Source organism: Haloactinopolyspora sp., assembly GCF_027324685.1.
Lineage (GTDB): Bacteria > Actinomycetota > Actinomycetes > Jiangellales > Jiangellaceae > Haloactinopolyspora.
Window position 1 is genome coordinate 19043 of record NZ_DAHVSH010000205.1, and the last position, 24173, is coordinate 43215.

Here is a 24173-nt window from a genome sequence, read left to right on the forward strand (position 1 = left end):
ACGAGCCTACTCACCCGGGCGCAGGTGCTCGAAGGCGGCAAGGTTGCGGGTGGACTCCCCGCGGGAGAGCCGCCACTGCCACTCCCGGCGGATGGACGAGGCGAAGCCCATCTCGAGAATCGGGTTGAACGACGAGTCGGCCGCCTCGAGCACGACGCCCAGCAGCCGATCGAGTTCGGCCTCGGTCACTGCGTGCAAGGGCAGCCGGCCGACCAGGTAGATGTCACCGACGTGGTCGACGGCGAAGGCGACGCCGGACAGCCGGGCGTTGCGTTCGAGCAGCCAGCGATGCACGCGGGCCTGGTTCTCGTCGGGACAGCGGGCCACGAAGGCGTTGACGACCAGGCTGTGGTCACCGACGGCCAGGCTGCACGACGTCTTGAGTTTGCGTTCGCCGGGCAGTTCGACGGAGAAGACGCCGGCCGCCGTCTCGTCCCACGGCTGGCCCGCTTCGGCCAGGTGAGACCGGACGACGTCAGCCACCCGGCTTCGTTCGCTCACGTTCGTCTCACGCACCCATTCCGCTGACCGTGCCGCACGTACGCGCGCGGTACCGCGCCTGCACGTCGGCGTAGACGTCGAGCATACGAGTCGCGGTGCGGTCCCAGCCGAACCGCGCCGCGTGGGCGACGGCGCCTGCACTGAGCTGCTGCCAGCGCCGTGGCGCGGCGACGACGTCGGCCATCGCGGTCGCCCAGGCGGCCGGGTCGTGCCCGTCGACCAGCACACCGGACACCCCGTCGGCCACAGCGGTACGCAACCCGCCCACCGCCGCCGCGACCACAGGGGTCCCGCACGCCTGTGACTCCAGCGCCACCAGTCCGAACGACTCGTTGTACGACGGCACGGCCGTGAGGTCGGCGGCCCGGAAGAAGGTCGCGAGCTCGTCGCGGCCCACGGGCGGATAGAAGTGCACGACGTCACTGATGCCCAGCGACTGAGCGAGGCGCGCAAGCGCGTCCGGTTCGCTCGCCCCGGAGCCGGAGACCCCGCCGACGACCGCGACCACCAGCCGCTGGCGCATCGACGGATCCCTGCCGAGCCATTCGGCGGCGGCCCGCACCAGCACGTCGGGCGCCTTCAACGGCTGGATTCGCCCGGCGAAGAGCAACACGACGGCATCGTCGGGTAGCCCGAGCCGTGCTCGCGCACCGGCTCGGTCACCGGTGGTGAACTGCTGCAGGTCGACACCGGGTGGAACGACGACCACCCGGTCTGGCTCGGCTCCGTAGAGCGTGATCAGTTGATCGGCTTCGACGGGGGTGTTCGCCACGACGACGTCGCTGGCCCCGACCACCAACTCCTCACCCAGTTCACGGGATCGGGGCTCGGGTTCGTCGCCGGCGGCCAGCGCCAGGTTCTTCACCTTCGACATGGTGTGCATGGAGTGGATCAGCGGCACGCTCCATCGTTCGGAAGCGAGCCATCCGACCTGCCCGGAGAGCCAATAGTGCGAGTGCACGAGGTCGTAGCGTCCCGGCGCGTGCGCGGCCTCGACGCGGAGGACCTCGGAGGTGAACGCGCACAGCGCCGCGGGCAGTTCGGTCTTGGGCAACGCCTCGTAGGGACCGGCCATGACGTGGCGGACGAGGACGCCCGGCACGAGCTCAGCCACCGGCGGTTGCTCCGACGACGTCGCCCGGGTGAAGACCTCGACCTCGACACCACACGCGGACAGGCGCCGGGCCAACTCCACGACGTACACGTTCATTCCCCCGGCGTCTCCGGTGCCGGGCAGATCCAGCGGGGACGTGTGCACGCTGAGCATCGCTACCCGCCGAATCGTGGCCGGGGCGGGCGCCGACGTCAGGGGCATGGGCGTCCTTTCCGGGTGATGTCACCGACTCGTTGACAACAACCTGCGACGCCGTGCCCGGATTCCCCGCTATGATCACCCTCACAAACTGTGACTCCGCAGCTCATATATGCCGAAACCGACATACATTCACATCGCCGAACACCTGCATCGTGGTCGCTGACCACGGTCGTAACCAGATCGTCATCTAATTTCTGCCGGGTGGGGGCAACCCGGCGTGCGCATCGAGAGTCTTCCCGGGTGTGAGCGACGTTGATGACCGACGTTGCTGGGAGGAAGGGAACACATCGTGAGTCAACGGAGGAAAGTCGGCACGAGCGTCCTGGTGGCGCTGCTCGCCGTAGGGGTCGTGGTCGCCGGAATCTTCGGCCTCGACCGGTTCGGCAACGACGATCCCGCGTCGGCCGCGCCCGCCGCGGACGCCCGCGATGCCAGCACCTCCCCACCCACGCCGGACGCGCAGCCCACACCCAGTGACACGCCGGAACCCAGCGAAACCTCCACGCCCACGGAGACTCCGACACCCACCCCGACGCCCACGCCCACGGCCCTCATGGCGCCCGGCTCGTCCGGCGACGACGTCCGCGAGCTACAGGCGCGGCTGAAGCAGATCCAGTGGTACGCACCGAAGATCACCGGCACGTACGACGCCGTCACCGTTGACGCCGTCACCGGATTCCAGGGCAAGCGCGGCCTGCCGCAGACCGGTGAGGTCGACAAGGCCACCTGGGAACGGCTGGTCGACATGACGCGCGAACCCACCGATGACGAGATGCACAACCGCATCGTCGCCGGCCCCACCATCATCGGTCCCGGCGACTCCGGCGACGAGGTCCGCGAACTACAGGCCCGCCTGAGCCAGATCGGCTGGTTCAGTGGAGAGATCACGCCGAACTACGGCGACGAAACTCGCCAGGCGGTGGCCGGGTTCCAGACGAAGCGGGGCTTACCGTCCACCGGCGAGGTCGATCAGCGCACGTGGGACCGCCTGGTCGAGATGACCCGCGAACCCACTGACGACGAGATGCACAACCGGCAGCCCGACAACGACACCGGCGAATCCGCCGCACTCGACGCACGCTGCACCACCGGTCGCGCCCTGTGCATCGACAAGACGACGCAGAGCATGCGCTGGGTGATCAACGGCAAGGTGCACATGACGTTCGACGTGCGCTTCGGGTCGGAACTGACGCCCACCCGCGAAGGCGCCTTCCAGGTGAACTTCAAGTCGCGAGACCACGTGTCGTCGCTGTATGACACCTCGATGCCGTACGCCATGTTCTTCAGCGGCGGCCAGGCGGTGCACTACTCGCCGGACTTCGCATCCAACGGCTACAACGGCGCCTCGCACGGCTGCGTCAACGTCCGCGACAAGAGCGGTATCGCGGCGCTGTTCGATCAGGTGAACGTCGGCGACAAGGTCATCGTCTACCGCTCCTGACCCGCACGCGTACGGCGTCGGCTCATGTGGCCCAGTAGTAGCTGCCGGCGCCGTACGGATACTCGACGCGACTGTCGACGTGGGTGAACGTGGAGTAGCGGATGATTCCGGAGAAGCCCGACGACTGCGCGTAGGAGATCGCCTGGCTGACTGATCGGTCACTGATCACGATGTCCGCGGCGATGCCGTACATGTGCTGGCTGTTCGACGCACCGCCGACGTTGGAGTTGTGGCTGATGCTGCGGAAGCCGCTGTTGACGATGATGGGCCGGTCGCCGGCCTTCGCGCGGACGGCTTCCAGCTTGTACATCAGCCGGCGGACGTTCTCTTTCACCGTCGCGGCGTCGACCTTGCCGCTGTTGAATCCGGAGCCGTCCTTGGAGTGGAACTCCGAGAACTCGAAGTGCGCGGTCGACCCGTCGGAGTCCTCCAAGGCGTTCAGCGCCTCCTGAGTCTCAGCGTCGACCACACCGTCGGCCTCCAAGCCGTAATGCTGCTGGAAGCGGATGACCGCGGCCTCGGTGGCCGGACCGAAATCGCCGTCTACGGCCACATACGTCTGCTCCGGGCCGTCGGCGGCCCAACCGGCCACGCGGATCTGTAGCTCGCGGACGTCAGCGCCGGTGGAACCCTGTTGCAGCGTGCTGCTCCAGTCGTAGGCGTGCGCTTGCATCGGTGCCGCCACCATCGTGCCCGCCAGCGTGAGGGCTGCGGCGGCGAACGTCGTCACGGTTCGTTTCAGGGTCCGCGTCATGACTCACTCCTTTTCGCCTGGAGTGTACATAAAGTCATGATCTTCGTCACAGATTTGCCTCAAGCCGCCTGCGGCGCACTGAGGCATCATGGGAGATATGTCCGGTTTGCTGACCGGTCTGGAGACCGGGGTCCGCCAACGCATCGGTGCGGCCCTGTTCGAGCGCGTCGCGGGGCCCGACGGTATGGCCAACCGGGCTCGCATCCACCAGACTCCGGGGCCGCGGTGGTTCTCACCCCAGCGCCCGATCCGCCGGGTTCATGCCGATGCGTCGATGTTCGTCGGCGGGCTGCGCGCGCTGCTGTTGCAGTCGCTGCATCCGCTGGCGATGGCGGCGGTGGCTGATCATTCGGGCTTCCGCAGCGACCCGTGGGGCCGGCTCCAGCGCACCAGCACGTTCCTGGCCACGACGACGTTCGGCACCGTGCACGACGCCGAACGAGCCGTGGCGAAGGTGCGGGGCATCCACCGGCGCGTCAAGGGCGTCGCACCCGACGGGCGCGCTTACCACGCCACAGATCCGGAGTTGCTGGCGTGGGTGCACATCGCGGAGGTGGACAGCTTCCTCACGTGCCACCAGCGTTTCGGGGCCGAGCCGCTGGACGCGGCGGGATGCGACGGTTACGTCGCCGACGCCGCCGAGATCGCCGTGCGCCTGGGTGTCGTCGATCCGCCCCGGACCACCGCCGAGCTGGCCCGACAACTGGAACGCTACCGCCCGCAGCTGGCCAGCACGCCGGAGTCTCGCGCCGCGGCGCGGTTCCTGTTGTTCAATCCACCGTTGCCGTTGGTCGCCCGCGGTCCGTACGCCGTACTGGCCGCCACCGCGGTGTCCACGCTGCCGACCTGGGCCCGGTGGCCATTGCGGCTACCGCGGCTGCCGATGGCCGAGGCTACGGCGGTACGCCTGAGCGGACACGCGTTGGTCAGGACGATCCGCTGGGCCCTGCCCCCGCCGCCCACGGCCCTCGAGCATGCCGGACCAGTCCCGTCACCAGCCGAGCGGTGACCAGACCACGGCCGAGCCCGACCTCGACCAGATCGTCGAACAGCTCCTGCTCGTCGGCCGCTGCGCGTACACCGGCGCGCAGGACGGTCGGCACCCTGGCCAGCCGTGCGACGGTGCTGGTGTGCCGCAGGTGCCGGCCCAGCGCCGAGCGCACTCGAGACCGGTACGCCGCCCCGGCGGCGGCCGGGCGCCCGGTGGCCAGCGCGGTAGCAGCGGCCCGCCCGGCCAAGGCGCCGGTCGCCACCGCGTAGTAGATGCCTTCGCCGGTCAGGGGGTTGACCAGCCCCGCGGCGTCGCCGGCGAGGAGCACCGAGCCACGCGGATTCGACCATCGCCACGACGACAGTGGCAGGTGATGGCCCCGCCACGCGGTGGCGTGCCGGGTGGAACCGGGCAGCAGCTGTTCGAGGTGGTCCTGCAGCATCTGGCGGCTCGGCGTGCTTGCCGTAGCCGACGGGTACAGGCCGTAGCCGACGTTGGACCAGCCGTCACCGATGTCGAACGACCACGCGTAGGCCGGTTCGCTCGCCGAGGCGAACACGATGCTCTGCCGTCCGGCACGGGCCGGCGGCGTAGGGGCATAGCCGCGGAGGGCGAACGCACGCCGTCGTGTCGGCCCGGCACCGATGGCCCTGCGCACCGCCGAGTAGGCGCCGTCTGCACCGATCAGGACTCGGGCCCGGACGGTGTCGTCGACCATGACGGCGTCGGGTGTGCAACGCACCGTGCGCACCCGATGGTGTCTGAGCACCGCGCCGCTGGCCACGGCCGCGTCGGCCAGCCGCGCGTCGAACGTCGTCCGCGGCACCACCCAGGCCGGCCGGGCCATCGGCCGGGTCACCCTGGCGGCGCCGTAGGTGAGATCGAAGCGGGCGACCGGAACGTCGTCGTCGACCACACCCGGCACACCGATCGCAGCGAGCACGTCGACGGCGTGCGCCGCGATGCCGTCGCCGCAGGCCTTGTCGCGCGGAAAGCGAGCCCGGTCGAGTAGCAGGACCGAGGTGTGCGGCCGCGACGCCAGAACCGCCAACGCGGCCGCGGCTCCGGCGGGGCCAGCCCCGACCACCACGACGTCCCACTGGTCGTTCATCCGGTCATCCTCGCGCCACCAGCATGACCACGTCGAGCAAGGCGATGGTGACCGCAGCGCGGAACGCGGTGCGCCCGGTCGAGGCCAGCGCCAGCGCGGCCAGTCCCACGACGAGCACCAGCCCGGCCCACGCCCAGCCCGGCACCGGCCCGGCCGGGCCGGCCACCACCGCCGCCGACGCAGCCGTCAGAACCCCGGTCGCCACCACCAGCGACCCTCGTCGTCCCAGCCGGTGCGGGAGGCCGACGACACCGGTGGCGATGTCTTCGTCGAGATCGGGTACGGCGTTGGCCATGTGCGCACCGATACCGAGCAGTGAGCCGGCCACCACCATCCACCACGGGGGCAAGCTCGGCGGGTCCAGGGCCAGCGTCGCGACGACGGGCAACCCACCGAACGCCACCGCGTACGGCAGCCACGACCACACCGTCCGCTTGAGCAGCGCGTTGTATGCCCAACCGCAGCCGACCAGCGCCAAGTGCACCGATCCGGCGGCCGCCCCCAGCGACATGGACGCCACCACGCACCCGGTCAGCGCCACCGCGATGCCCACACGGACGAGGCCGCCCGGCAGCTCACCGGTCGCGACCGGTTTGTCCCTCCGGCCCGCGGCCCGGTCGCGGCGCGCGTCGAGCAGGTCGTTCGACCATCCGATGGACAGCTGCCCGGCCAGCACGGCCACGAGCACGACGCCGATGGTCGCGGCGTCGTTGCCCGCGTTCTGGGCCAGCAGAACCGCGACGATCGTCACCGCAGCCGTCGGCCCGGCGTGGGCCGCTCGAGCCAAGGCGAGCGTCGTACGGCCCACCGTTGCTGCTGCGCACATACGATGACGCTATGACGCGCCTCATGTCCGTGCAGGCAGTGGTGCCCGTCCACAAGTATTCGCAGGCGCAGCTCACCACCGCGTTCGCTGATCTCATCGCCAGTTCCGGCCCCTACGATCACCAGTTGCTCGAGCGGTTCCACGCCAACACCGGCGTGAAGTCCAGGCATCTGGCCCTGCCGCTGGAGCGCTATGCCCAGCTGGCCGATTTCGACCAGTCGAACGACGCGTTCATCGAGGTCGCGGTGGAACTCGGCGCGGAGGCTGTCACCCGGGCGGTCCAGGCGGCCGGGCTGCGTCCGGAGGATGTCGACCTCGTGCTGTCCACGACCATCACCGGCCTGGCGGTGCCTTCGATCGAGGCTCGTATCGCCGGGCGCGTGGGGTTGCGCGACGACGTGAAGCGGTTACCGCTCGTGGGTCTGGGGTGTGCCGCGGGCGCGGCCGGTATCGGGCGAATGCACGACTATCTGCTCGGGCACCCCCGTGAGGTGGCGGTCCTGCTCGCCGTGGAGCTGTGCTCGTTGACCGTGCAGCGCGGCGATCGCTCCGTGCCCAATCTCGTGGCCAGCGGGCTGTTCGGGGACGGGGCCGCCGCGGTCGTCGCCGTCGGAAACGAGCACGGCGAGACCTCGGGTGTCGTCGCCGACGGCGTGGCACACCCTCGGGTCGTGGACGGGCGCAGTCGTCTCTACCCCGACACCCAGCAAGCCATGGGCTGGCACGTCGGGGCGAGTGGTCTGAGCATCGTCCTCGGCGCCGAGGTGCCCGACCTCGTACGCCGGCACGTCAGCGGCGACGTCGACGCCTTTCTGGCCGGGCACGGCCTCACCCGTGCCGACATCGCCTGGTGGGTGTGCCATCCGGGCGGGCCGAAGGTGGTGGAGGCGCTGCGCGACACGCTCGACCTGCCGCCCGAGGCGCTGGCGCTGACGTGGGACTCGCTGGAACGCATCGGCAACCTGTCCTCAGCCTCGGTGCTGCACATCCTGGCCGACACGCTGACGCTGCGGCCGCCACCGCCGGACAGCTACGGCATCGCCATGGCCATGGGTCCGGGCTTCGCCCTCGAACTCGTCCTGCTGCAGGCCTGAGCCATGGTCACCGCGAGCATGGTCTGGTTCACCGTGTTGCTCGGCCTGGTCGGGCTGGAACGTCTCGCCGAACTCGTCGTGTCCAAGCGCAATGCCGCGTGGAGTCTGTCCCGCGGCGGCGTCGAGGTGGGCCGCTCGCACTACCCGCCGATGGTGGCCCTGCACACGGCGCTGCTGATCGGCGCCGGCGTGGAGGTGTGGCTCGCGCGGCCGCCGTTCGTCCCGGCGCTGGGCTGGCCGATGCTCGCGCTCGTCGTGCTCGCCCAAGCGCTGCGGTGGTGGTGCATCGCCACGCTCGGCCATCAATGGAACACCAGGGTCATCGTCGTGCCTGGAGCTTCCCGCGTGCGGCGGGGCCCCTACCGGCTGATGACGCACCCCAACTACGTCGCCGTCGTCGTCGAGGGGTTCGCGCTCCCCCTGGTGCACACCGCATGGATCACCGCGGTCGTGTTCACCCTCGCCAATGCGGTGCTGCTCGCGGTGCGCATCCGTACCGAGAACTCCGCGCTCCACTTGTTGGGCGGGCCGTCGCCATGACCGACCTGGTGATCGCCGGCGGCGGGCCGGTCGGGCTGGCGGCCGCGCTGTACGCCGTGCGGGCCGGGTTGTCGGTCGTGCTGTACGAACCCCGGGCGGGAACCATCGACAAGGCGTGCGGCGAAGGCCTGATGCCCGGCGCCGTGGCCGCTCTGGCCGGCCTGGGCGTACATCCGGCCGGCCACCGACTGCGCGGCATCCGCTACATCGCCGGCGACCGGCGGGCCCATGCGGACTTCCGCGCCGGACCGGGGCTCGGTGTCCGGCGGACCACCCTGCACGCGGCGCTGCGCTGCGCGCTCGACGCTACGGCGGTGCAGGTCGTGGCCGAGCCGGTCACCAAGGTGACCCAGGACGCCACCGGGATCGTCGCCAACGACACGCGGGGGCGGTATCTGATCGCCGCGGACGGGCTGCACTCACGGCTACGCCGCCAGCTCGGCCTGGAGGCGCCGGTCCCGGCGGTACGCCGGTTCGGTCTGCGCCGCCATCTGCAGACCGCGCCGTGGACCGACTATGTCGAGGTGCACTGGTCGCGCTGGGCCGAGGCGTACGTGACGCCCGTCGGGCCCGATCTGGTGGGGGTGGCGATCCTGACCACGCGTCGAGCCTCCTTCGACGAGCAGGTCGACGCCTTCGACGACCTTCGTGAGCGCGTTCGCGGGTGCGCCGTGTCGTCCGTGCGCGGGGCCGGCCCGCTGCGGCAGCGCACCCGCCGACGCGTCGCCGGTCGGGCCCTGTTGGCCGGCGATGCCAGCGGCTACGTCGACGCGTTGACCGGCGAGGGCATTGCCCTGGGTATGGCCCAGGCACGTGAGGCCGTCGCCGCTGTCGCGGCCGGCCGGCCGCAGCAGTACGAGCAAGCCTGGAGACGCGTCACTCGGCGCTACGACGTGCTGACCAGGAGCCTGGTCGCGGTGACCTCGGTGCGCCCGGGCCGCCGGGCGCTGGTGCCGATGGCCGCTGCGCTGCCGCGAGTGTTCTCCGCGGCGGTGGACCAGCTAGCCCGCCCGGCCTGACGTGGACTCGAGGGCGGCGACGAAGGCCTGCGGATCGGCGACGGTGATCGTGGCGCCGGGGTGGCGCAACCGCCCGGTCGGTTCGATGGCCGGGACCGGACGGTGGAAGCTCACGCACACCGCGCGTTCCGAGTTGGTCGCGAACGTCACGCCGTGATCGGCGAGCGACAGGTGGGCCGGACCTGCGGTCTTGACGAACGAGAAGTCGCCGGTTTCGGTCCAGTCGGCGATGTTCGCCCGGGGCGTGCGTAGCCGCCACGGCCCGAACCGAACGTGCAACTCGTCCGCGTCCAACCACACCTGCGCCGTCGCCGGCGTGACCCCGAACAGCAGCGCGGGCAGCCGGTAGGAGGGTTCGAACGCGAAGTCGAACTCACGCACGGTGTCCGCCGTGGTGTCCCACGGCGCCGTCCCGGTGGCCTGCGCGACGTGGTCCCAGAATTGCCGGCGCTGATCAGCATCAGGCGGGCGGGTGAGCCCGTACGCGGTGGAGCGCGGCCGGCGGTCGTGCCAGAACTGTCCCGAGCCGGCGGCCGGGCGGGTCGCGACCAGCCAGACCACCGTGTCCGCGCCTTGGCGGGCCGAACGCATCAGCGGCGCCGCCACGCCGTCGCCGTCCACCCAGCCCGGGTGCACGCTGACCACCTCGACGCCGTCATCGCGGAGCCGGTCGGCCCACAGCTGGGCGAGTGTCGCCTGCATCCGGGCGTACCGAGCATCCGTGGTCGAGCACACGAACGTGACGATGCCTCCTGCCCTGGCCAACGGCTCGCGCAGGCGATCGGTCAGCCGATGCGGTTCGAGTATGGCGGCGGCATCCCCTTGCCCTCCGGAGGCGTGGATCAGGGCGTCCAGCCGGTCCATCGGCTCGGCGGGATCGGTCGCGACGTCGGCTCCCAGCCGGGACAGCCCCGCCGCGATCGCCGCACCCAGCGGCGACGCCACACCGGCCACCAGGACGCGCCGCCCGGCCATCGACCCTGGCGGCGGATCCGGTGGCCACCAGTGTCTGCGCAGGGCCGGGCCGATCCTCGAGTAGCCCAGGACCACTGATCGGTCGAGGATCGTGTCGATCGCTGTCGTCGGGTGCATGCCCGGCCCGTACCCCATCCGGTGCGGCTCATGGCCGCCCACCGTGTGAGCTGATCACGTTCCGGGTAGGCCCTGGTCATGAGAGCTCTAGCCTTGGTGTGCACGCTGAAGCCGTCGCCGGCGGAGTCCAGCAGTGCGGTGATGGCCGACCAGATCCTCGACGCCCTCGCCGAGCACGGCGTCGAACGAGACGTCGCGCGGGTGGTCGACTACGACGTGCGCCCCGGCGTGGCAGTCGACATGGGCGACGGAGACCAGTGGCCGCAACTGCGCGAGCGGTTGCTGGCCGCCGACGTGCTCGCTTTCGTCACGCCGACCTGGGTCGGGCACATGTCCAGCGTGGCGCAGCGCGCGCTGGAGCGGATCAACGCCGAGTCCGGCGAGACCGACGAGGCCGGCCGGCCGACCACGTACGGCAAGGTGGCGGTGGTCGGCGTGGTCGGGAACGAGGACGGCGCACACAAGATCGTCGCCGACCTCTTCCAGGGCTTGAACGACACCGGCTTCACCGTGCCGGCCCAGGGGGCGACCTATTGGAACTCCGAGGCGATGAACCCGCGCGACTACAAGGACCTCGACCGCACCCCGGATGCCGTGGCCGCGACGACGTCGGCGCTGGCGGCCAACGCCTGCCACCTGGCCCGGCTGCTCCAGCAGCACCAGTACCCGGGTTCGTAGTGCCAGGCAGCCTCGCGCTATCCGCCCGCGACTTCTCGGCGGGTCTCGATGTGCACGCCGTCGAGCATCCGCCCGCCCGCCGTGGCGACCGCGGCCTTGCAGAACCGCACCCACATGTTGAGCTGGATCTCCTTGGCCAACCGCATCCTGGAGTACAACAGCCGGACGACACGGTTGCTCGGCCGGGCCCACGCTTCGATCTCGAAGACGAGCTGGTCGCCCTCGTCGGCGGAGTGGAACTCGATCTGCCCGGCCTCGAGGTGGCCTTGCCGCGTGGCCAGGCGCAGTCGCGTGTCGTCGATCAACACCACCCGTACCGGACCGTTCCACGGCCCGGGCATGTCCACGACGAAGTCGTCGTTGCGCTGCAGCGGGCGCCCGGACTCGTTTCGATGGCTGATGCGCACGACCTCGCGCGGCATGTGCCCGCCCAGGTCGCCGAGCACCCGGTGCATGAGCTCACGGGCGCCCATCTGGGCATCGACGATGCGCACCATGAACCGACGATGAAACGTCTCTCCGACACCGTCGTCGACGAGCTGCAGGTCCGCGCTCGACACCTCGGGTGGGACGGGTGGCGGCTGACAGCCCGACCCGACGGTGCTGTCGGTTCGATACAGCGGGGTGGTCTGCCACAGGTAGCGCCACGAGATCAGGGCCATTCCGTACGCCCAGCGCGAGGCCAGTGCGGGCCAGGGCATCGCGGGTGCACGCCTCGAAGATCGCAATCGAACCACCGATTCGCTTCTGATCGCCTGACGACAGGGGTGGAGGATCACCGGAGGGGTACCCCATCCGGAAAGCTCCAACCGGTACGCGGGAGGTTTCGCGCATGGTCGAGACGATGAAAGCCCTGGGATTGCGCAGCGCTCACCTGCACACGATGTCCATCGGGTCAATAGCGCTGTGCATCGGCTTGTGGGTGCGCGCGAAGACCGTGGATCAAGCCGAGCGCGGCAACGCCGAGCGCCGAGCGTTGTTCGTCGGTCTGTGGCCACCCACTCTGTGGCTCATCGGCGACGCCTTGCGCGCCACCGAATGAACCGGACCGGTCACCTGTTGAGCCGGATCGACGCTGCGCCCGCACTGGCCGAGCTGAGCCGGCGCGAGGTGAATTATCGGCCCGACGAGGTGCGTCCCGGCCCTTGGGTGTTCGACACCTGGACCAGCTCCCTGCCGGGGGAACGACCGGGTGCGCCGGAGCCGGGCGGCTCCTGGGAGAGCGCCTGTGCACTCGTCGAGGCGTACGAGTTCTGCGATCCCGCGGTGCTGCGGGCCGTGTACGCCCCGGCCGCGCCGCTGCTCGGGCGGGACATGTTGCTCGAAGCCCGGTTCTACGGCCTGCGCTTCTACCTGGGTGTGCGGGTCACGGAGGTCATCGACGAGAAGCCGGGCGATGCCGCACGCCGCATGTGGGGGTTCGCCTACGAGACACTCGACGGCCACCTCGAACGCGGCCGGATCTCCTACGAGGTCATCAAGGATGACGACACCGGCCAGGTGAGCTTCCGGCTGCAGGCCTATTCGCAGCGCGCGCCCACGCTGGGGCTGATCACCACTCTGGGGTGGCAGCTGTTCGGCCGGCGCACCCAGCGGCGCTTCTACCGCCGCAGCGGTGAACGACTCGCCGCGGCGACCGCCGCCCGCCGGGGCCGACCCGACGTCGTACCGGCCCGCCGTGGCGCCGGCGGTCTCGTTCTCGCCCCGTCGGACGCCGGGCACTCGGCCGCGGAACGGTTCGCCATCCGCTGGCGACACCCCAGCTGACTACCGGCTCAACGCGCCGGTCATCCACATACGGCAGCAGCGAGCTCGCTTGTCCACAAATGAATCGGCGGCACTGGCGGACGGGATGGACGACCGATGACAGTGGCCGGATGACAACGAACGATGCGACACTCTCCGCAGGAGGCGATGAACGATGGACGGCGTGGCCGCAGCCGAACGACCACTCGACAGTGTGGAGCCGTGGACGTTCGAAGACCTGCGTTCCTTGCCGGAGTCGTTGTGGCGCTACGAGATCGTCGATGGCGCGCTCTTGATGACCCCGCCTGCCGGCATCTGGCACGAAGGTGTCTCCGACGCCCTTCGGGCCACGCTCCACAGCTGGTTACCCACAACGTTACGCGTGGTCGGCCCGGTCGGCGTCGACTTGCACCCGACGTATCTCATCCCAGATCTGGTGGTGATCGACGGCGACGCCGTACGCCCAGGTCGGGATCGCGCCGAGCCGTCCGAACTCAGCTTGGTCGTCGAGGTCGTCTCACCCGGTTCCCAGTCCACCGACCGGATCCTCAAGCCGGCCAAGTACGCCGCGGCGGGTATCCCGCACTTCTGGCGGATCGAGACTCGTCCACATACGACGCTGACGGCATACAGGCTGCCGGGCGGCGCCTCGACCTACACCGAACTCGGCACCTGGAAGGTCGGCGACGTCGCCCGATTCACCGAACCGTTCGCCATCGAGGTACCCATCGCGGATCTGGAAAACGCTCACCAACCTGGTTGATCGATTTCCCGCGACAGGCGTAAACTATGCCTTCGGTCCGTATCGGACACGTCCCCACAGCCCACCGAGCCTCCTTCCGCGGAGATCCCTGTGCCCAATCGCGCCGAGTCCGCCCGCCCTTCACCTACTTCGACCTCCGCCGACTCACCGGCCGCGTCAGCCGACCCCTCAGCGCCGGGGTCGTTCCGCCGCCTCGCTCCGTATCTCCTCCGCCACCGTCGCACGCTGATCGTCTCCGTCGTGCTCGCCCTGTTGTGGGCGGTCACCGTCGCCCTGGTTCCTGTCACTCAAGGCCGGGTCATCGACGACGCCATCGGCGGCACCACGCCGATCGGCCCCATGCTCGCGCTGCTCGCCGGTGTCGCAGTCGCCCGATTCGTGTTCTCGGCCGGCTGGCGCTACATCGGCGGCAAGACCGCGTTCGGCATCCAGAACGACCTGCGTAACGACGTCTACGACACGCTGCAGCGGCTGGACTTCACCGGCCACGCGCAGCTGCAGAGCGGCCAACTGGTCTCGCGCATCAGCAGCGACCTGCGCTACGTGCACATGATGCTCAGCTGGATCCCGCACGTCGCCGGGGCCATGACCTCCGCACTCCTGGCCATCGGGCTCATGATCACCCTGTCGCCGGCTGTCGCGTCCCTGGTGGTCGCCGTCATCGTCGTCGTCTTCGTCGTGACCAACCGGCAGCGGCGCCGGGTGTACGCCGCCGGCTGGGATGCCCAAGACCGCGAAGCCGAGATGACCTCCCGCGTCGAAGAGGCGGTCACCGGTGTACGGGTCGTCCGCGCGTTCGGCCAGCAACCGGCTGAGACCAAGCGGCTGCACCGCTCGCTGCTGGACATGTTCGCCGCCCGGGTGCGCGCGGTGCGCCTGCGTGCGCCGTTCATCGCGTCGCTGCAGGGTGCGCCGTTGGCCGGGCAGGTCCTCGTCTTGCTGGTTGGCGGGATGCTGGTGATGAACGGCCAGCTCACCGTCGGCGTCTTCCTGGCCTGCACCGGCTACCTCGCCGAACTCGTCGGTATCGCGCGCGTCGCCGGCATGGTCATGACCAACGCCCCGCAGTGCCGGGCGGCGACCGAACGGGTCGGTGAGCTGCTCGACCTCGAGGCCGAGATCACCGAGCCGCTGCGCCCGGTGGGCGTCGAGCCGCGCGGTGGCGCGGTGTCCTTTTCTGACTTGCGCTTCGCCTACGCCGACGGCGACGGCCACCAGGTGCTACGCGGGTTCACCCTGGACGTCGCCCCCGGCGAGACCGTCGCGCTGGTCGGTCCGTCCGGTTGCGGTAAGTCGACCGCATTGACGATGCTGCCGCGGTTCTTCGACGCCGACGCCGGAACGGTGACCGTCGACGGCATCGACGTCCGCCGGTGGTCGCTGCCCGAGCTGCGTCGGCGTATCGGCGTGGTGTTCGAGAACAGTTTCCTGTTCTCCGACACGATCGCCGCGAACATCGCTTACGGCCGGCCCGACGCCGACCTCGACGACATCCGTCGCGCCGCCCGGGCCGCGGCCGCTGACGAATTCATCGAGGAACTCCCGGACGGTTACGACACGGTTGTCGGCGAGCAGGGCATCACGTTGTCCGGTGGGCAGCGCCAACGGGTCGCGCTCGCCCGCGCACTCCTGGCCGAGCCCGACATCCTGCTTCTGGACGACGCTACGTCGTCGGTCGACGTTCAGGTCGAAGAGCGCATCCATGCGAACCTCGAGCCGTTCCTGGCCGAGCGCACCGTCTTGCTGGTCGCCTACCGCGAGTCGACGCTGAAGCTCGCCGACCGGGTCGTGCTGATCGACGACGGCGTGGTGGTCGACCAGGGCAGCCACGACGCGCTCATGGAGCGTTCAGAGCTCTACCGCGACCTGTTCGGCGACGGCACGGGACCCGACGAGCGGCGACCGGATCTGATGTCCCAAGCTCGCGCCGGTCATTTCGAGGCGACGGCGTCGGCGTGGGAGTCCCGGCAGGATGCCACCGGCTCGCTTCCTGGGGCGCGCACCACCATGCCCCAGGCTGTGGCCGACCAGATCGCGGCGCTGCCGCCGCCGAAGGACCCGCCGCAGGTGGACTTCGCCCGTGAAGGCCACACGTCCGGTCCGTTGCGGCTGCCGTCGTTCCTGCGCCCGTACGCCGGCGGGTTGGTCGTCGGCATGGTGCTCGTGGTGCTCGAAGCCGTGATCGTCCTGGCCAACCCGATGATCGTGCGCAAGGCCGTGGACGACGGCATGACCGCGGGCTCGGTCCCCACGCTGCTGGGCCTGTGTGCCGTCGCGGCCGCGCTGGTGGTCGCGCTGTGGTGGGACCAGCGCACGGGCTTCTTGTGGACCACGCGCAGTACCGAGCGGCTCTTGCTGGCGATGCGGGTACGGATCTTCGGCCAGCTCCAGCGCCTGGGCATCGACTACTACGACCGCACCCAGGCCGGGCGGGTCATGACCCGCATGACCTCCGACGTCGACGCCATCGCGCAGTTGTTCCAGGTGGGCCTCATCAACGCCGTGGTCAGCCTGGCGACCTTCGCGGGCATGTCGGTCGTCGTCGTGGCCCTCGATCCGATGCTGGCGCTGGTCGTGCTCGGCGTGGTCCCGTTCGCGGCGGCCGTGACGTGGTGGTACCGCAGGCGCGCCTCGGTGGCTTACGACGAAGCCCGCGAGCTGGTCTCCACCCTCAACGCCGACATCCAGGAGAGCATGTCGGGCATCCGCGTCACCCACGCCTACCGGCGCGAGTCGGTGAACCTCGCCCGCTTCGCTGCGCTCGGGCAGCGCTACGTCACGGCGAGCCTGCGCGGCCTGTTCGCCACGTCGGTGTACGTCGCCACCATCGAGCTGCTCTCGGTCCTGGCCATCGCCGCCGTCCTCGGTGTCGGGGCGCAGCGCATCGAATCCGGCAGTCTCGCACTCGGCACGTTGATCGCGTTCCTGCTCTATCTGGCGCAGGTCTTCGCGCCGATCCAACAGCTGTCGCAGGTGTTCGACGTCTACCAGCGGGCGCGTACCGGGCTGGTCCGAGTGCGCCGGCTGCTGGCGCTCGACACGTCGACCCCGGTGCGTCCGGACGCGGCCAAGGTCGATTCACTCGAGGGCGACATCCGGTTCGAGTCGGTCCGCCTGCGCTACGCCAGCGCGTCGGTCGACGCGATCCGCGACGTCGATCTGCACGTCCCGGCCGGGCAACGCATCGCGTTCGTCGGGCGCACCGGAGCGGGCAAGTCCACACTGTCCAAGCTGGTCGCCCGGTTCTACGACCCGTCCGACGGCACGGTACTGATCGACGGGAAGCCACTGGACGAGCTCGACGTCACCAGCTACCGCAGTCACCTGGGCTACGTGCCGCAGGAGCCGTTCCTGTTCTCGCGCACCATCCGCGACAACATCGCCTATGCCCGTCCCGACGCCGGCGACGCCGAGGTCGAGGCGGCCGCCCGGGCGGTGGGTGCCCACGAGTTCATCACCCGGCTGCCGGGCGGGTACCACCATGTCGTCGCCGAACGCGGCCGCTCGCTCTCGGCCGGGCAACGCCAGCTGGTGTGCCTGGCGCGTGCGTTACTGGGCGACCCGTCGATCCTGATCCTCGACGAAGCGACGTCCAACCTCGACCTCGCCAGCGAGCGCAAAGTCAATCAGGCGATGCGGGTGGCCTCGGCCGGGCGAACCACTATCGTGGTCACCCACCGCCCACAGTCGCTGCACTGGGTCGACCGCGTCGTCGTGGTGGCAGGTGGACGGATCGACGGCGACGAGCCGGCCCCCGACTACGTCGCGCGGGTACTCGAGCCGACCGGCTGATCGTCGCGGGGCACGGGAGTGACCTCGAGTCCCTCGCGTCGCAGTCGCTCTCGGCCCCATTCACCGAGGGGGCCGAGAGCTTTGTTGAGCGACGCGCCCGTTTCGGTGAGGGAGTACTCGACCTTCGGCGGCACCTCCGCGTAGACCTCACGGTGGACGAGGCTGTCGGCCTCCATCTCACGCAGGTGCTGAGTGAGCATCTTCTCGCTGACGCCGGGTAGCGCACGGCGCAGTTCGGCGAACCGGCGGACGCCGTGGTCGTGCAGCTCCCAGAGGATCAGCCCTTTCCACTTACCGCTGACGACGTCGAGCGCAGCGTCGGTCCCGCAGATGTACGGCCCGGACCTCGGTGCCTTGGCCACCACTGAACTCCTGACTGACGGAAAGGTCAGTACCCCACGGAATAGTGGGTACTTCCCGGTTGGCTCGTTCTCGCCCAGCATGGCGGCATGACATCGGAATCGGCAACACCCACGGCACGGGCCGGGGTCACGGTACTCGGGTTGGGAGCGATGGGTTCAGCCCTGGCCGCCCGCCTGCTCGACACCGGTCACCGCGTGACGGTCTGGAACCGAACGCCGGGCCGAGACGCCTCGGTGATCGAGCGCGGCGGCGTGAGCGCGCCGACGATCACCGACGCAGTCGCGCACCATCCGGTGATCGTCGCTTGCCTGCTCAGGCACGCCTCCATCCACGAGACACTCGATCCGGTCGCCGCCGAACTGCGTGGCCGCACCCTGGTCAACCTCACCACGACCACGCCGAACGAGGCGCGCGAACTGGCGGCCTGGGCAGGCGGGCACGGCATCACGTATCTCGACGGCGCCATCCTGGCGGTGCCGGAGATGATCGGGACGCCCGACGCGCAGATCTTCTACAGCGGTTCACACACCGCCTACGAGCAGCACAAGCCTGTGCTCGACACGTGGGCCACCAGCACGTTCGACGGCGCGGACGCGGGCATGGCCTCGCTGATCGACCTGGCGATGCTGTCCGGGATGTACCAGATGTTCGCCGGCTTCTTCCACGGCGTCGCGATGGTGGGCTCCGAAGGAATGTCGGCGCAGGAATTCGCTGATCGCACGGGTCCCTTCATCAAAGCCATGACCGATTCCTTCGCCGGGTACGCGGAGATCATCGACAGGGGCGACTACACGGTTCCGGGCCAGCAGAGTCTGGAGTTCTCCGATCTCTCCCACATCGTGCGAGCCAGTAACGACCAGGGTGTGAACCCGGCGACGATCGCGGCGGTCCACGACCTCATCAGGCAGCAGATCGCGGCCGGGCACGGCGGCGAAGGGCTGGCACGGGTCCACGAGAGCATGCGCGCCAACAAACTCGCCTGAGCTGCTCATCTTGAGCCGGGCAGGATCCGCGGTCGTCCACAGCTCTCGTTTCCGCGCCGAGTTTTCCACAGATCCTGATCGCCGGATGGCGCACGTGATCGCCCAGCCGTCTGCTGGGTTCATGAACCTTGGACATGGCAGACTCGGACGTATTGGAGGTGCAGGATGGTGCACGTGGCGGTACCTCGGCGACCCGGTCACGAGTTCGATCCCTGGACATTCAGCGACCTCCACGACCTCCCGGACGACGGGTGGCGCTACGAGATCGTCGACGGATCCCTGACGATGACGCCGCCGCCAGGCGTTCGGCACGAATTCGTATCCGCCCAATTGCTACTCATCTTGAGCCGGGCAGTGCCTGGCAGCCACACCGTCCTCGGGCCGGTCGGGCTCGATTTGCATCCCAGCTACCGGACCCCGGACCTCTGCGTCATTCCCCGGAAGGTCGTGCGTGATGACGGCGAACTGGTGACTCCCGCCGATGTCCTACTCGCGATCGAGGTGGTGTCCCCTGGCTCGGTCACCACCGACAGGGTGACGAAGCCCGCCCAGTACGCCAAAGCCGGTATCCCCGCATACTGGCGAGTCGAGACCCGCCCACAGGTCTCGCTGACGGCCTACACGCTGAGGGCAGGAGACGACGTCTACAGCGAACTCGGATCGTGGCACCAGGGCGTTGCACACCTGCAGCAACCGTTCTTCGTCGACGTACCGCTGGCTGAGCTCACGCCCTGACCCGGGCGTGAGCTCAGCCGTACTCACTGCACGATCCGGATGGCGTCGATGACGATGTCTCCTTCGGTCGTCAGCGGGTCCAGCCGCAGCCCGGTCACCACGCCGTCGAAGGCACGGATCGGCACGCGATACGTACGCATCTCACCGGCCTCGACGCTGAACTTCGTACTCTTGCCCTCGGTGAAGTTGGGGTCGGCGTCGCTGGTCCAGAAGACCTGGGCGTCGCTGCTGGCCGACGTCTGCATCGTGATCTCGACGGTGAGCCCGTCGCTGGCGTCGATCTCGAGGTCGGCGTCGTTGACCATGAACGGGTCGCCGCCGAGCGACGTCGTGCGCAGCGCCCCGTCGGACACGTCGAAGTCGCCGAGGTGGTTCTCCGGGCGCCAACCTTCGGCGTCGCCGTCGGTCTCGAACAGCCACGATTGCAGGGCGTAGGTGAGCCGGATCGCCGCCGTGTCGCCGTCGTTGCCCGCATACGACGCCGTGAGCCGCACATCTGCCGCTGCCGGCTCATCCGGGGTATGCACGTCGAACGTCACCGGCATGCGCTCACCGGCGGCGAGGTCGTACGGCACGGCTGCCGGCTCCACGCTCCAGCCGTCCGGAACCGCAGCGTGGACGTCACCGGTGACGTCGATTCCCGAGCCGTTGACCACCACCGCCGAGACGGAGACCGTCGATCCGGGTTCGTCGACGATGCGCGGATCCGCGGTCAGCTCCTCGATCGTCACCGGGGACCGCACGTCCACCGACGTCGACGACGTCAGGTCGGCCCGGCCGCCGGCGCGCGAGAACGTCGACGTTGCCGTGATGTCCACCCCGGCGGTGACGGGCTGGTCTGGCGGAGTCGTCACCGTGAATCGGGCGGTGAACGTCTCGCCGGGCGGCAGCGATGCCGTCCGGTCGCTGCCGGTCGACTCGACCGTCCAACCGTCGGGGACGTCGAGGCGCATCTCGACACCCTGCAGGCGTGTGTCACCGGCATTCTCGACGCTCGCCTCGACATCGAAGGCATCGCCGGCCGACACCGAGCCCTCGGCCGCGCTGACCGTCGCGCGCACCCCGAGCAGCAAAGCGCTGGCTTCGGACAGCGGTGTGTGCACCGCGCGCACGGCATCGGTCAGCTGCGTCACCACGTCGGCGGGCAACCCCGCACGTTCCTGGTGGCGCAACCAGTCGATCACCCGGCCGGTCTCTCCGAGCGCGCGATGCACCTGCCGGACCGTCACGTCGTCATCCCCAGGTGCGTAATTCTCCAGCGCCGCCGCTGCGACGTCCGCGATGGCTTCGGCCCGCTGGTCGAGGTAGGCGGCCTGGTCGTCGCTGAGCTTCGACCGGACGTCGTCGACGGCGTCGCTGACCTCCGGCGCCGCTTGCTCGCCCAGGTACAGCTGTCCCAGGACCTGATCGGCGGCGAACTGGTAATCGCCGGAGCCGACGTCGAACACGGCGAATCCGTCAGCCATCCGGTCGAACGTGACGCCGTCGGCCTCGCCCGCGGGTCCGCCGCTCTCGGTGACCGCGGCGGCCACCCGGGCGGGTACCCAGACCTCGGCCGTCGTGTTCGGCGGCACCGTGACGTCGAGCTCGAAACTGCGCTCGGTACGCCGCCACGAGGTCGCGATCTCGCCCATGGCCGACTGGTAGCTCGCCGAAGCGTGGTCGAGATCGGCCCCCGGACGAGGATGGATCACGATCCGCTCGAAACCGGGCGCGGCCTGCTGGATACCGGCGATGTTGCGGAACATCCACTCGCCCACGGCGCCGTAGGCGTAGTGGTTGAACGAGTTCATGGCCGGATCCTGGAACGTGCCGTCCGGTTTGATCGAGTCCCAGTGCTCCCACATCGTCGTCGCGCCGTTGGCGATCTGGTAGCCCCAGGACGGGAACGTGTCCTGCATGATCAGCCGGTACGCCACGTCCATGTGGCCGGTCTCGGTCAGCACCGGCAACAGGTCCGGGGTACCGAGGAACCCCGTGGACAGGTGCCAGTCGCGCGCCTTGATGAGCTCGACCAGCCGGTTCGCGGCCTGGTCCCGGAGCTCGTCCGGGAGCACGTCGAACCCGAGCGCCAGCACGTAAGCGGTCTGCGAGTCGCCTTCGACCCGGCCCTCGTCGTCGACGTAGGCCTCGACGAACGCCGCACGCACGTCGGCGGCGAGCTGCTCGTAGCGTTGAGCGTCCTCGTCGTGGCCCAGGGTCGCGGCCATCTCGGCGACCAAAGTGGCGCTGTGCGCGAAGTAGGCCGTGCCGATGACGTCCTTGGGTGTCTCGTCGTCCACGTTGAGCCAGTCGCCGTACCCTTCGGCCGGGCGCAGATAGCCCTCGGAGTGCTCTTCGAGATAGCTGATCCACGCCTGCATGGCGGGGTAGTGCTCCTCGAGCAGGCCGAGGTCGCCGTAGCGCTGCCACAACGTGTACGGCACCGTCACGCCGGCGTCACCCCAACCGGCCGATCCGCCGCCGAGGAACCCGACGATCGGCGCGACGTCGGTGAATGCGCCGTTGTCGAACTGCGCATCGCGCAGGTCCTGCAGCCACTTGGTGAGGAAGCGCGACACGTCCATGTTGTACGCGGCCGCGCCGACGAACACGTTGATGTCGCCGGTCCATCCCATCCGCTCGTCCCGGGCCGGAGTATCGGTCGGGATGGACAGGAAGTTGCCGCGCTGACCCCACGTGATGTTGCTGTACAGCTGGTCCAGAAGCGGGTTGCCGGTCTCGAACGAGCTGGTCATCGGCGCATCGGTGTGCTTGACCAGGCCGGTCAAGGTGTCCAGGTCGGGCTCACCCGGGAAGCCGGTGATCTCCACGTAACGGAAGCCGTGGAAGGTGAAGTGCGGCTCGTACACCTCCTCGCCGTCGCCGGCGAGCGTGTACCGGTCGGTGGCCTCCGCGGTGCGCAGGTTGTCGGTGTAGATGGTGCCGTCGTCGTTGAGCACCTCGGCATGGCGCAGCTGGACGGTCGTTCCGGCCGGGCCCTCGACGCGCAAGCGGACCGTGCCGACCATGTTCTGACCCATGTCGACGACGTACACGCCGTCCTCGGGCTCGGTGATCTGCACCGGCGTGATTTCTTCCGTCACGCGCACTGGCGGGTCGGCCTGCGTGACCAGTTCGGCGGTGACGTCGTCCTTGACGATGGCCGGCTGCCACCCACCGTCGTCGAAGCCGGGCTCGGTCCAGCCGGGCGTGCGCTCGCGCGCATCGTAGGTCTCGCCCATCAGCATGTCCGAGGTGAGCACCGGCCCGTCCGCCGTGCGCCAGGTGTCGTCGGTGGTGACGACCTCGGTCGTGCCGTCGGCGTAGGTGACCTCGAGGCGCGCCAGGAACCACGGCTGGGTGCCGTACTGGCTCGGCCCGAAGATCGCGATGTGCCCGGCGTACCAGCCCGTCCCCAGCATCGCGCCGATGGCGTTGTCGCCTTCGGCCAGCAGGTCGGTGACGTCGAACGTCTGGTATTGCACCCGGGTGTCGTAGTCCGTCCAGCCCGGGGCCAGCTCATGGTCGCCGACCCGGGCACCGTTGAGGTGCACCTCGTAGACCCCCAGCGCGCTGGAGTAGAGGCGCGCGTTGGCGACCGGCTTGTCGAGCTCGAACTCGGTACGCAGCTGTGGGCTGAGGCCGTCGGGCTCAGCGACGGCCGGGCGCCACCGGATGGTGCGGTCGCCGTCGACCTGCTCGCCGTCGGCGAAAGCCGCGCCGTGCGCATACACATCGTCCGTGTGGCTCCACCAGCCGACGGTGCCGACGACGTCGGCCATCTCGAGGTAGTACGTTCCCGGCTCCGCGGCTTCGTCGAGGCCGAGCTCGATCCAGGAGTTGTCCGCGACGTCGCTGATCTGCTGCGACGCGATCTGCTCGCCGCCGGGACCTTCGCGGTACAGCGTCAGCGTGACCGCGGAGTCGGTGGTGCTCCACGTCGGCGCCTTGGCGGCGACCAGGTCGAAAGCGCGATCGGTGGTGAACGTCTGCCCCAGCGTGGTGTCGGGTTCGAGCTCGGCCGGCGTGTTCTGCTCGGTGTTGCTGCGCGGCAGCAGCTCCTTTGTCTCGCGCCCGATCCACTGCGCGCCGAGGTCGGATCCGTCCGCGAGCGCGGTCTCCCACCAGGCCGGTTCGCTCCAGTCCGACGCAACGCCGTCGCCGTCCCAGATCCGGACGCGCCAGTGGTAGCGGGTTGCCGGCTCCAGCGCCGGGCCGTCGTACTGGACGAGAGTCGAGTCCGCGGACTCCACCCGGCCGCTGTCCCACACGTCGGCCGCGCCGTCGGCCAACGCCTGTGCGCTGGAGGCGACCTGCACCTGGTACGCGGATTGGACGACGCCACGCTGGCCGGACTGCAACTGCCAGCCCAGCCGCGGCGCCTCGACCGGCAAGCCCAGCGGGTTCGTCGCGTGCTCAGCGGTCAGGCTGATCACGTCCACCTCCG

General features: G+C 69.6%; 21 protein-coding genes and 1 pseudogene. 12 read left to right on the forward strand and 10 right to left on the reverse strand.

Annotated features, from left to right (window positions below; translation table 11 throughout):
* Positions 1-6 precede the first annotated feature (6 nt).
* A complete protein-coding gene (locus M6444_RS21990) occupies positions 7-501 on the reverse strand; it encodes a YbjN domain-containing protein (protein WP_298332462.1) in 495 nt (164 codons plus the stop codon).
* Positions 502-508: 7 nt separating this feature from the next.
* Positions 509-1816, reverse strand: a complete 1308-nt coding sequence (mshA, locus tag M6444_RS21995) for a D-inositol-3-phosphate glycosyltransferase (protein WP_298332466.1) — start codon at positions 1814-1816, stop codon at positions 509-511.
* A 289-nt stretch (positions 1817-2105) separates the two neighbouring features.
* Here mshA and M6444_RS22000 point away from each other — a divergent pair, with 289 nt between their 5' ends.
* The gene (locus M6444_RS22000) at positions 2106-3257 is read left to right on the forward strand and encodes a L,D-transpeptidase family protein (protein WP_298332469.1); all 1152 of its coding nucleotides are present in this window, start codon (positions 2106-2108) and stop codon (positions 3255-3257) included.
* Positions 3258-3279: 22 nt separating this feature from the next.
* Here the strand turns inward: M6444_RS22000 and M6444_RS22005 are convergent, their stop codons facing one another.
* Complete coding sequence (locus tag M6444_RS22005) at positions 3280-3945, reverse strand: D-Ala-D-Ala carboxypeptidase family metallohydrolase (protein ID WP_363326470.1); 666 nt, start codon at positions 3943-3945, stop codon at positions 3280-3282.
* A gap of 163 nt (positions 3946-4108) precedes the next feature.
* On the opposite strand from M6444_RS22005, the gene M6444_RS22010 reads away from it, so the two are divergent.
* Positions 4109-5020 carry an oxygenase MpaB family protein gene (locus M6444_RS22010; protein WP_298332475.1) on the forward strand — a complete coding sequence of 304 codons (912 nt, stop codon included), beginning with the start codon at positions 4109-4111 and terminating at the stop codon, positions 5018-5020.
* Here the strand turns inward: M6444_RS22010 and M6444_RS22015 are convergent.
* Together M6444_RS22015 and M6444_RS22020 are read right to left on the reverse strand one after the other, a co-directional pair.
* Positions 4938-6113, reverse strand: a complete 1176-nt coding sequence (locus tag M6444_RS22015) for a geranylgeranyl reductase family protein (RefSeq protein ID WP_298332478.1) — start codon at positions 6111-6113, stop codon at positions 4938-4940. The genes M6444_RS22010 and M6444_RS22015 overlap by 83 nt on opposite strands.
* Before the next feature lie 4 nt (positions 6114-6117).
* Entirely contained in the window at positions 6118-6939 is an 822-nt protein-coding gene (locus M6444_RS22020) for a UbiA family prenyltransferase (protein ID WP_298332481.1), read from the reverse strand.
* Between the two features lie 11 nt (positions 6940-6950).
* Between M6444_RS22020 and M6444_RS22025 the strand changes: the two genes are divergently transcribed.
* Genes M6444_RS22025 through M6444_RS22035 form a run of 3 tightly spaced genes read left to right on the forward strand, consistent with a single transcriptional unit; the run spans position 6951 to position 9592 of the window.
* Positions 6951-8033, forward strand: a complete 1083-nt coding sequence (locus M6444_RS22025) for a 3-oxoacyl-[acyl-carrier-protein] synthase III C-terminal domain-containing protein (protein ID WP_298332483.1) — start codon at positions 6951-6953, stop codon at positions 8031-8033.
* Between the two features lie 18 nt (positions 8034-8051).
* The gene (locus tag M6444_RS22030) at positions 8052-8573 is read left to right on the forward strand and encodes an isoprenylcysteine carboxyl methyltransferase family protein (protein WP_363326471.1); all 522 of its coding nucleotides are present in this window, start codon (positions 8052-8054) and stop codon (positions 8571-8573) included.
* Positions 8570-9592: an NAD(P)/FAD-dependent oxidoreductase gene (locus M6444_RS22035; RefSeq protein WP_298332487.1), complete on the forward strand. Its 1023-nt coding sequence runs from the start codon at positions 8570-8572 to the stop codon at positions 9590-9592. The genes M6444_RS22030 and M6444_RS22035 overlap by 4 nt, the downstream gene beginning before the upstream one ends.
* Here the strand turns inward: M6444_RS22035 and M6444_RS22040 are convergent.
* Positions 9575-10726, reverse strand: coding sequence for a hypothetical protein (locus tag M6444_RS22040; protein WP_298332489.1), 1152 nt, complete (start codon positions 10724-10726; stop codon positions 9575-9577). The genes M6444_RS22035 and M6444_RS22040 overlap by 18 nt on opposite strands.
* A 36-nt stretch (positions 10727-10762) precedes the next feature.
* Here M6444_RS22040 and M6444_RS22045 point away from each other — a divergent pair, with 36 nt between their 5' ends.
* Positions 10763-11362 carry an NAD(P)H-dependent oxidoreductase gene (locus M6444_RS22045; protein WP_298332492.1) on the forward strand — a complete coding sequence of 200 codons (600 nt, stop codon included), beginning with the start codon at positions 10763-10765 and terminating at the stop codon, positions 11360-11362.
* Between the two features lie 17 nt (positions 11363-11379).
* Here the strand turns inward: M6444_RS22045 and M6444_RS22050 are convergent, their stop codons facing one another.
* The gene (locus M6444_RS22050; protein WP_298332495.1) at positions 11380-12063 is read right to left on the reverse strand and encodes a DUF1990 family protein; all 684 of its coding nucleotides are present in this window, start codon (positions 12061-12063) and stop codon (positions 11380-11382) included.
* A 131-nt stretch (positions 12064-12194) separates the two neighbouring features.
* Here M6444_RS22050 and M6444_RS22055 point away from each other — a divergent pair, with 131 nt between their 5' ends.
* The 4 genes from M6444_RS22055 (at position 12195) to M6444_RS22070 (ending at position 17663) form a co-directional block, all read left to right on the forward strand.
* A complete protein-coding gene (locus tag M6444_RS22055) occupies positions 12195-12404 on the forward strand; it encodes a hypothetical protein (RefSeq protein ID WP_298332498.1) in 210 nt (69 codons plus the stop codon).
* 17 nt (positions 12405-12421) lie between these two features.
* On the forward strand, positions 12422-13129 hold the full coding sequence (locus tag M6444_RS22060) for a DUF1990 family protein (RefSeq protein WP_298332500.1): 708 nt from the start codon (positions 12422-12424) through the stop codon (positions 13127-13129).
* A gap of 154 nt (positions 13130-13283) precedes the next feature.
* Positions 13284-13871 carry a Uma2 family endonuclease gene (locus M6444_RS22065; RefSeq protein WP_298332502.1) on the forward strand — a complete coding sequence of 196 codons (588 nt, stop codon included), beginning with the start codon at positions 13284-13286 and terminating at the stop codon, positions 13869-13871.
* Between the two features lie 90 nt (positions 13872-13961).
* Positions 13962-17663 carry an ABC transporter ATP-binding protein gene (locus tag M6444_RS22070; protein WP_298332505.1) on the forward strand — a complete coding sequence of 1234 codons (3702 nt, stop codon included), beginning with the start codon at positions 13962-13964 and terminating at the stop codon, positions 17661-17663.
* Here the strand turns inward: M6444_RS22070 and M6444_RS22075 are convergent.
* Positions 17630-18025, reverse strand: a complete 396-nt coding sequence (locus tag M6444_RS22075) for a helix-turn-helix domain-containing protein (RefSeq protein WP_298332508.1) — start codon at positions 18023-18025, stop codon at positions 17630-17632. The genes M6444_RS22070 and M6444_RS22075 overlap by 34 nt on opposite strands.
* Before the next feature lie 87 nt (positions 18026-18112).
* Here M6444_RS22075 and M6444_RS22080 point away from each other — a divergent pair, with 87 nt between their 5' ends.
* Both M6444_RS22080 and M6444_RS22085 read left to right on the forward strand, forming a co-directional pair.
* The gene (locus M6444_RS22080) at positions 18113-19009 is read left to right on the forward strand and encodes an NAD(P)-binding domain-containing protein (protein WP_298332510.1); all 897 of its coding nucleotides are present in this window, start codon (positions 18113-18115) and stop codon (positions 19007-19009) included.
* Positions 19010-19183: 174 nt separating this feature from the next.
* Complete coding sequence (locus tag M6444_RS22085; protein ID WP_298332514.1) at positions 19184-19744, forward strand: Uma2 family endonuclease; 561 nt, start codon at positions 19184-19186, stop codon at positions 19742-19744.
* Positions 19745-19767: 23 nt separating this feature from the next.
* Here the strand turns inward: M6444_RS22085 and M6444_RS23090 are convergent, their stop codons facing one another.
* Both M6444_RS23090 and M6444_RS23095 read right to left on the reverse strand, forming a co-directional pair.
* Positions 19768-20973, reverse strand: coding sequence for an NEW3 domain-containing protein (locus tag M6444_RS23090; RefSeq protein ID WP_363326472.1), 1206 nt, complete (start codon positions 20971-20973; stop codon positions 19768-19770).
* Between the two features lie 183 nt (positions 20974-21156).
* Positions 21157-23364, reverse strand: a pseudogene (locus M6444_RS23095) (glycoside hydrolase family 78 protein); the annotation flags it as partial.
* Between the last annotated feature and the right edge of the window lie 809 nt (positions 23365-24173).

Coding starts and splice junctions, on each gene's coding strand:
- mshA (WP_298332466.1), bottom strand. CDS start 1,816: ATGCCCCTGACGTCGGCGCCCGCCCCGGCCACGATTCGGCGGGTAGCG.
- M6444_RS22005 (WP_363326470.1), bottom strand. CDS start 3,945: ATGGTGGCGGCACCGATGCAAGCGCACGCCTACGACTGGAGCAGCACG.
- M6444_RS22010 (WP_298332475.1), top strand. CDS start 4,109: ATGTCCGGTTTGCTGACCGGTCTGGAGACCGGGGTCCGCCAACGCATC.
- M6444_RS22015 (WP_298332478.1), bottom strand. CDS start 6,113: ATGAACGACCAGTGGGACGTCGTGGTGGTCGGGGCTGGCCCCGCCGGA.
- M6444_RS22020 (WP_298332481.1), bottom strand. CDS start 6,939: ATGTGCGCAGCAGCAACGGTGGGCCGTACGACGCTCGCCTTGGCTCGA.
- M6444_RS22025 (WP_298332483.1), top strand. CDS start 6,951: ATGACGCGCCTCATGTCCGTGCAGGCAGTGGTGCCCGTCCACAAGTAT.
- M6444_RS22030 (WP_363326471.1), top strand. CDS start 8,052: ATGGTCTGGTTCACCGTGTTGCTCGGCCTGGTCGGGCTGGAACGTCTC.
- M6444_RS22035 (WP_298332487.1), top strand. CDS start 8,570: ATGACCGACCTGGTGATCGCCGGCGGCGGGCCGGTCGGGCTGGCGGCC.
- M6444_RS22045 (WP_298332492.1), top strand. CDS start 10,763: ATGAGAGCTCTAGCCTTGGTGTGCACGCTGAAGCCGTCGCCGGCGGAG.
- M6444_RS22050 (WP_298332495.1), bottom strand. CDS start 12,063: ATGCCCTGGCCCGCACTGGCCTCGCGCTGGGCGTACGGAATGGCCCTG.
- M6444_RS22055 (WP_298332498.1), top strand. CDS start 12,195: ATGGTCGAGACGATGAAAGCCCTGGGATTGCGCAGCGCTCACCTGCAC.
- M6444_RS22065 (WP_298332502.1), top strand. CDS start 13,284: ATGGACGGCGTGGCCGCAGCCGAACGACCACTCGACAGTGTGGAGCCG.
- M6444_RS22080 (WP_298332510.1), top strand. CDS start 18,113: ATGACATCGGAATCGGCAACACCCACGGCACGGGCCGGGGTCACGGTA.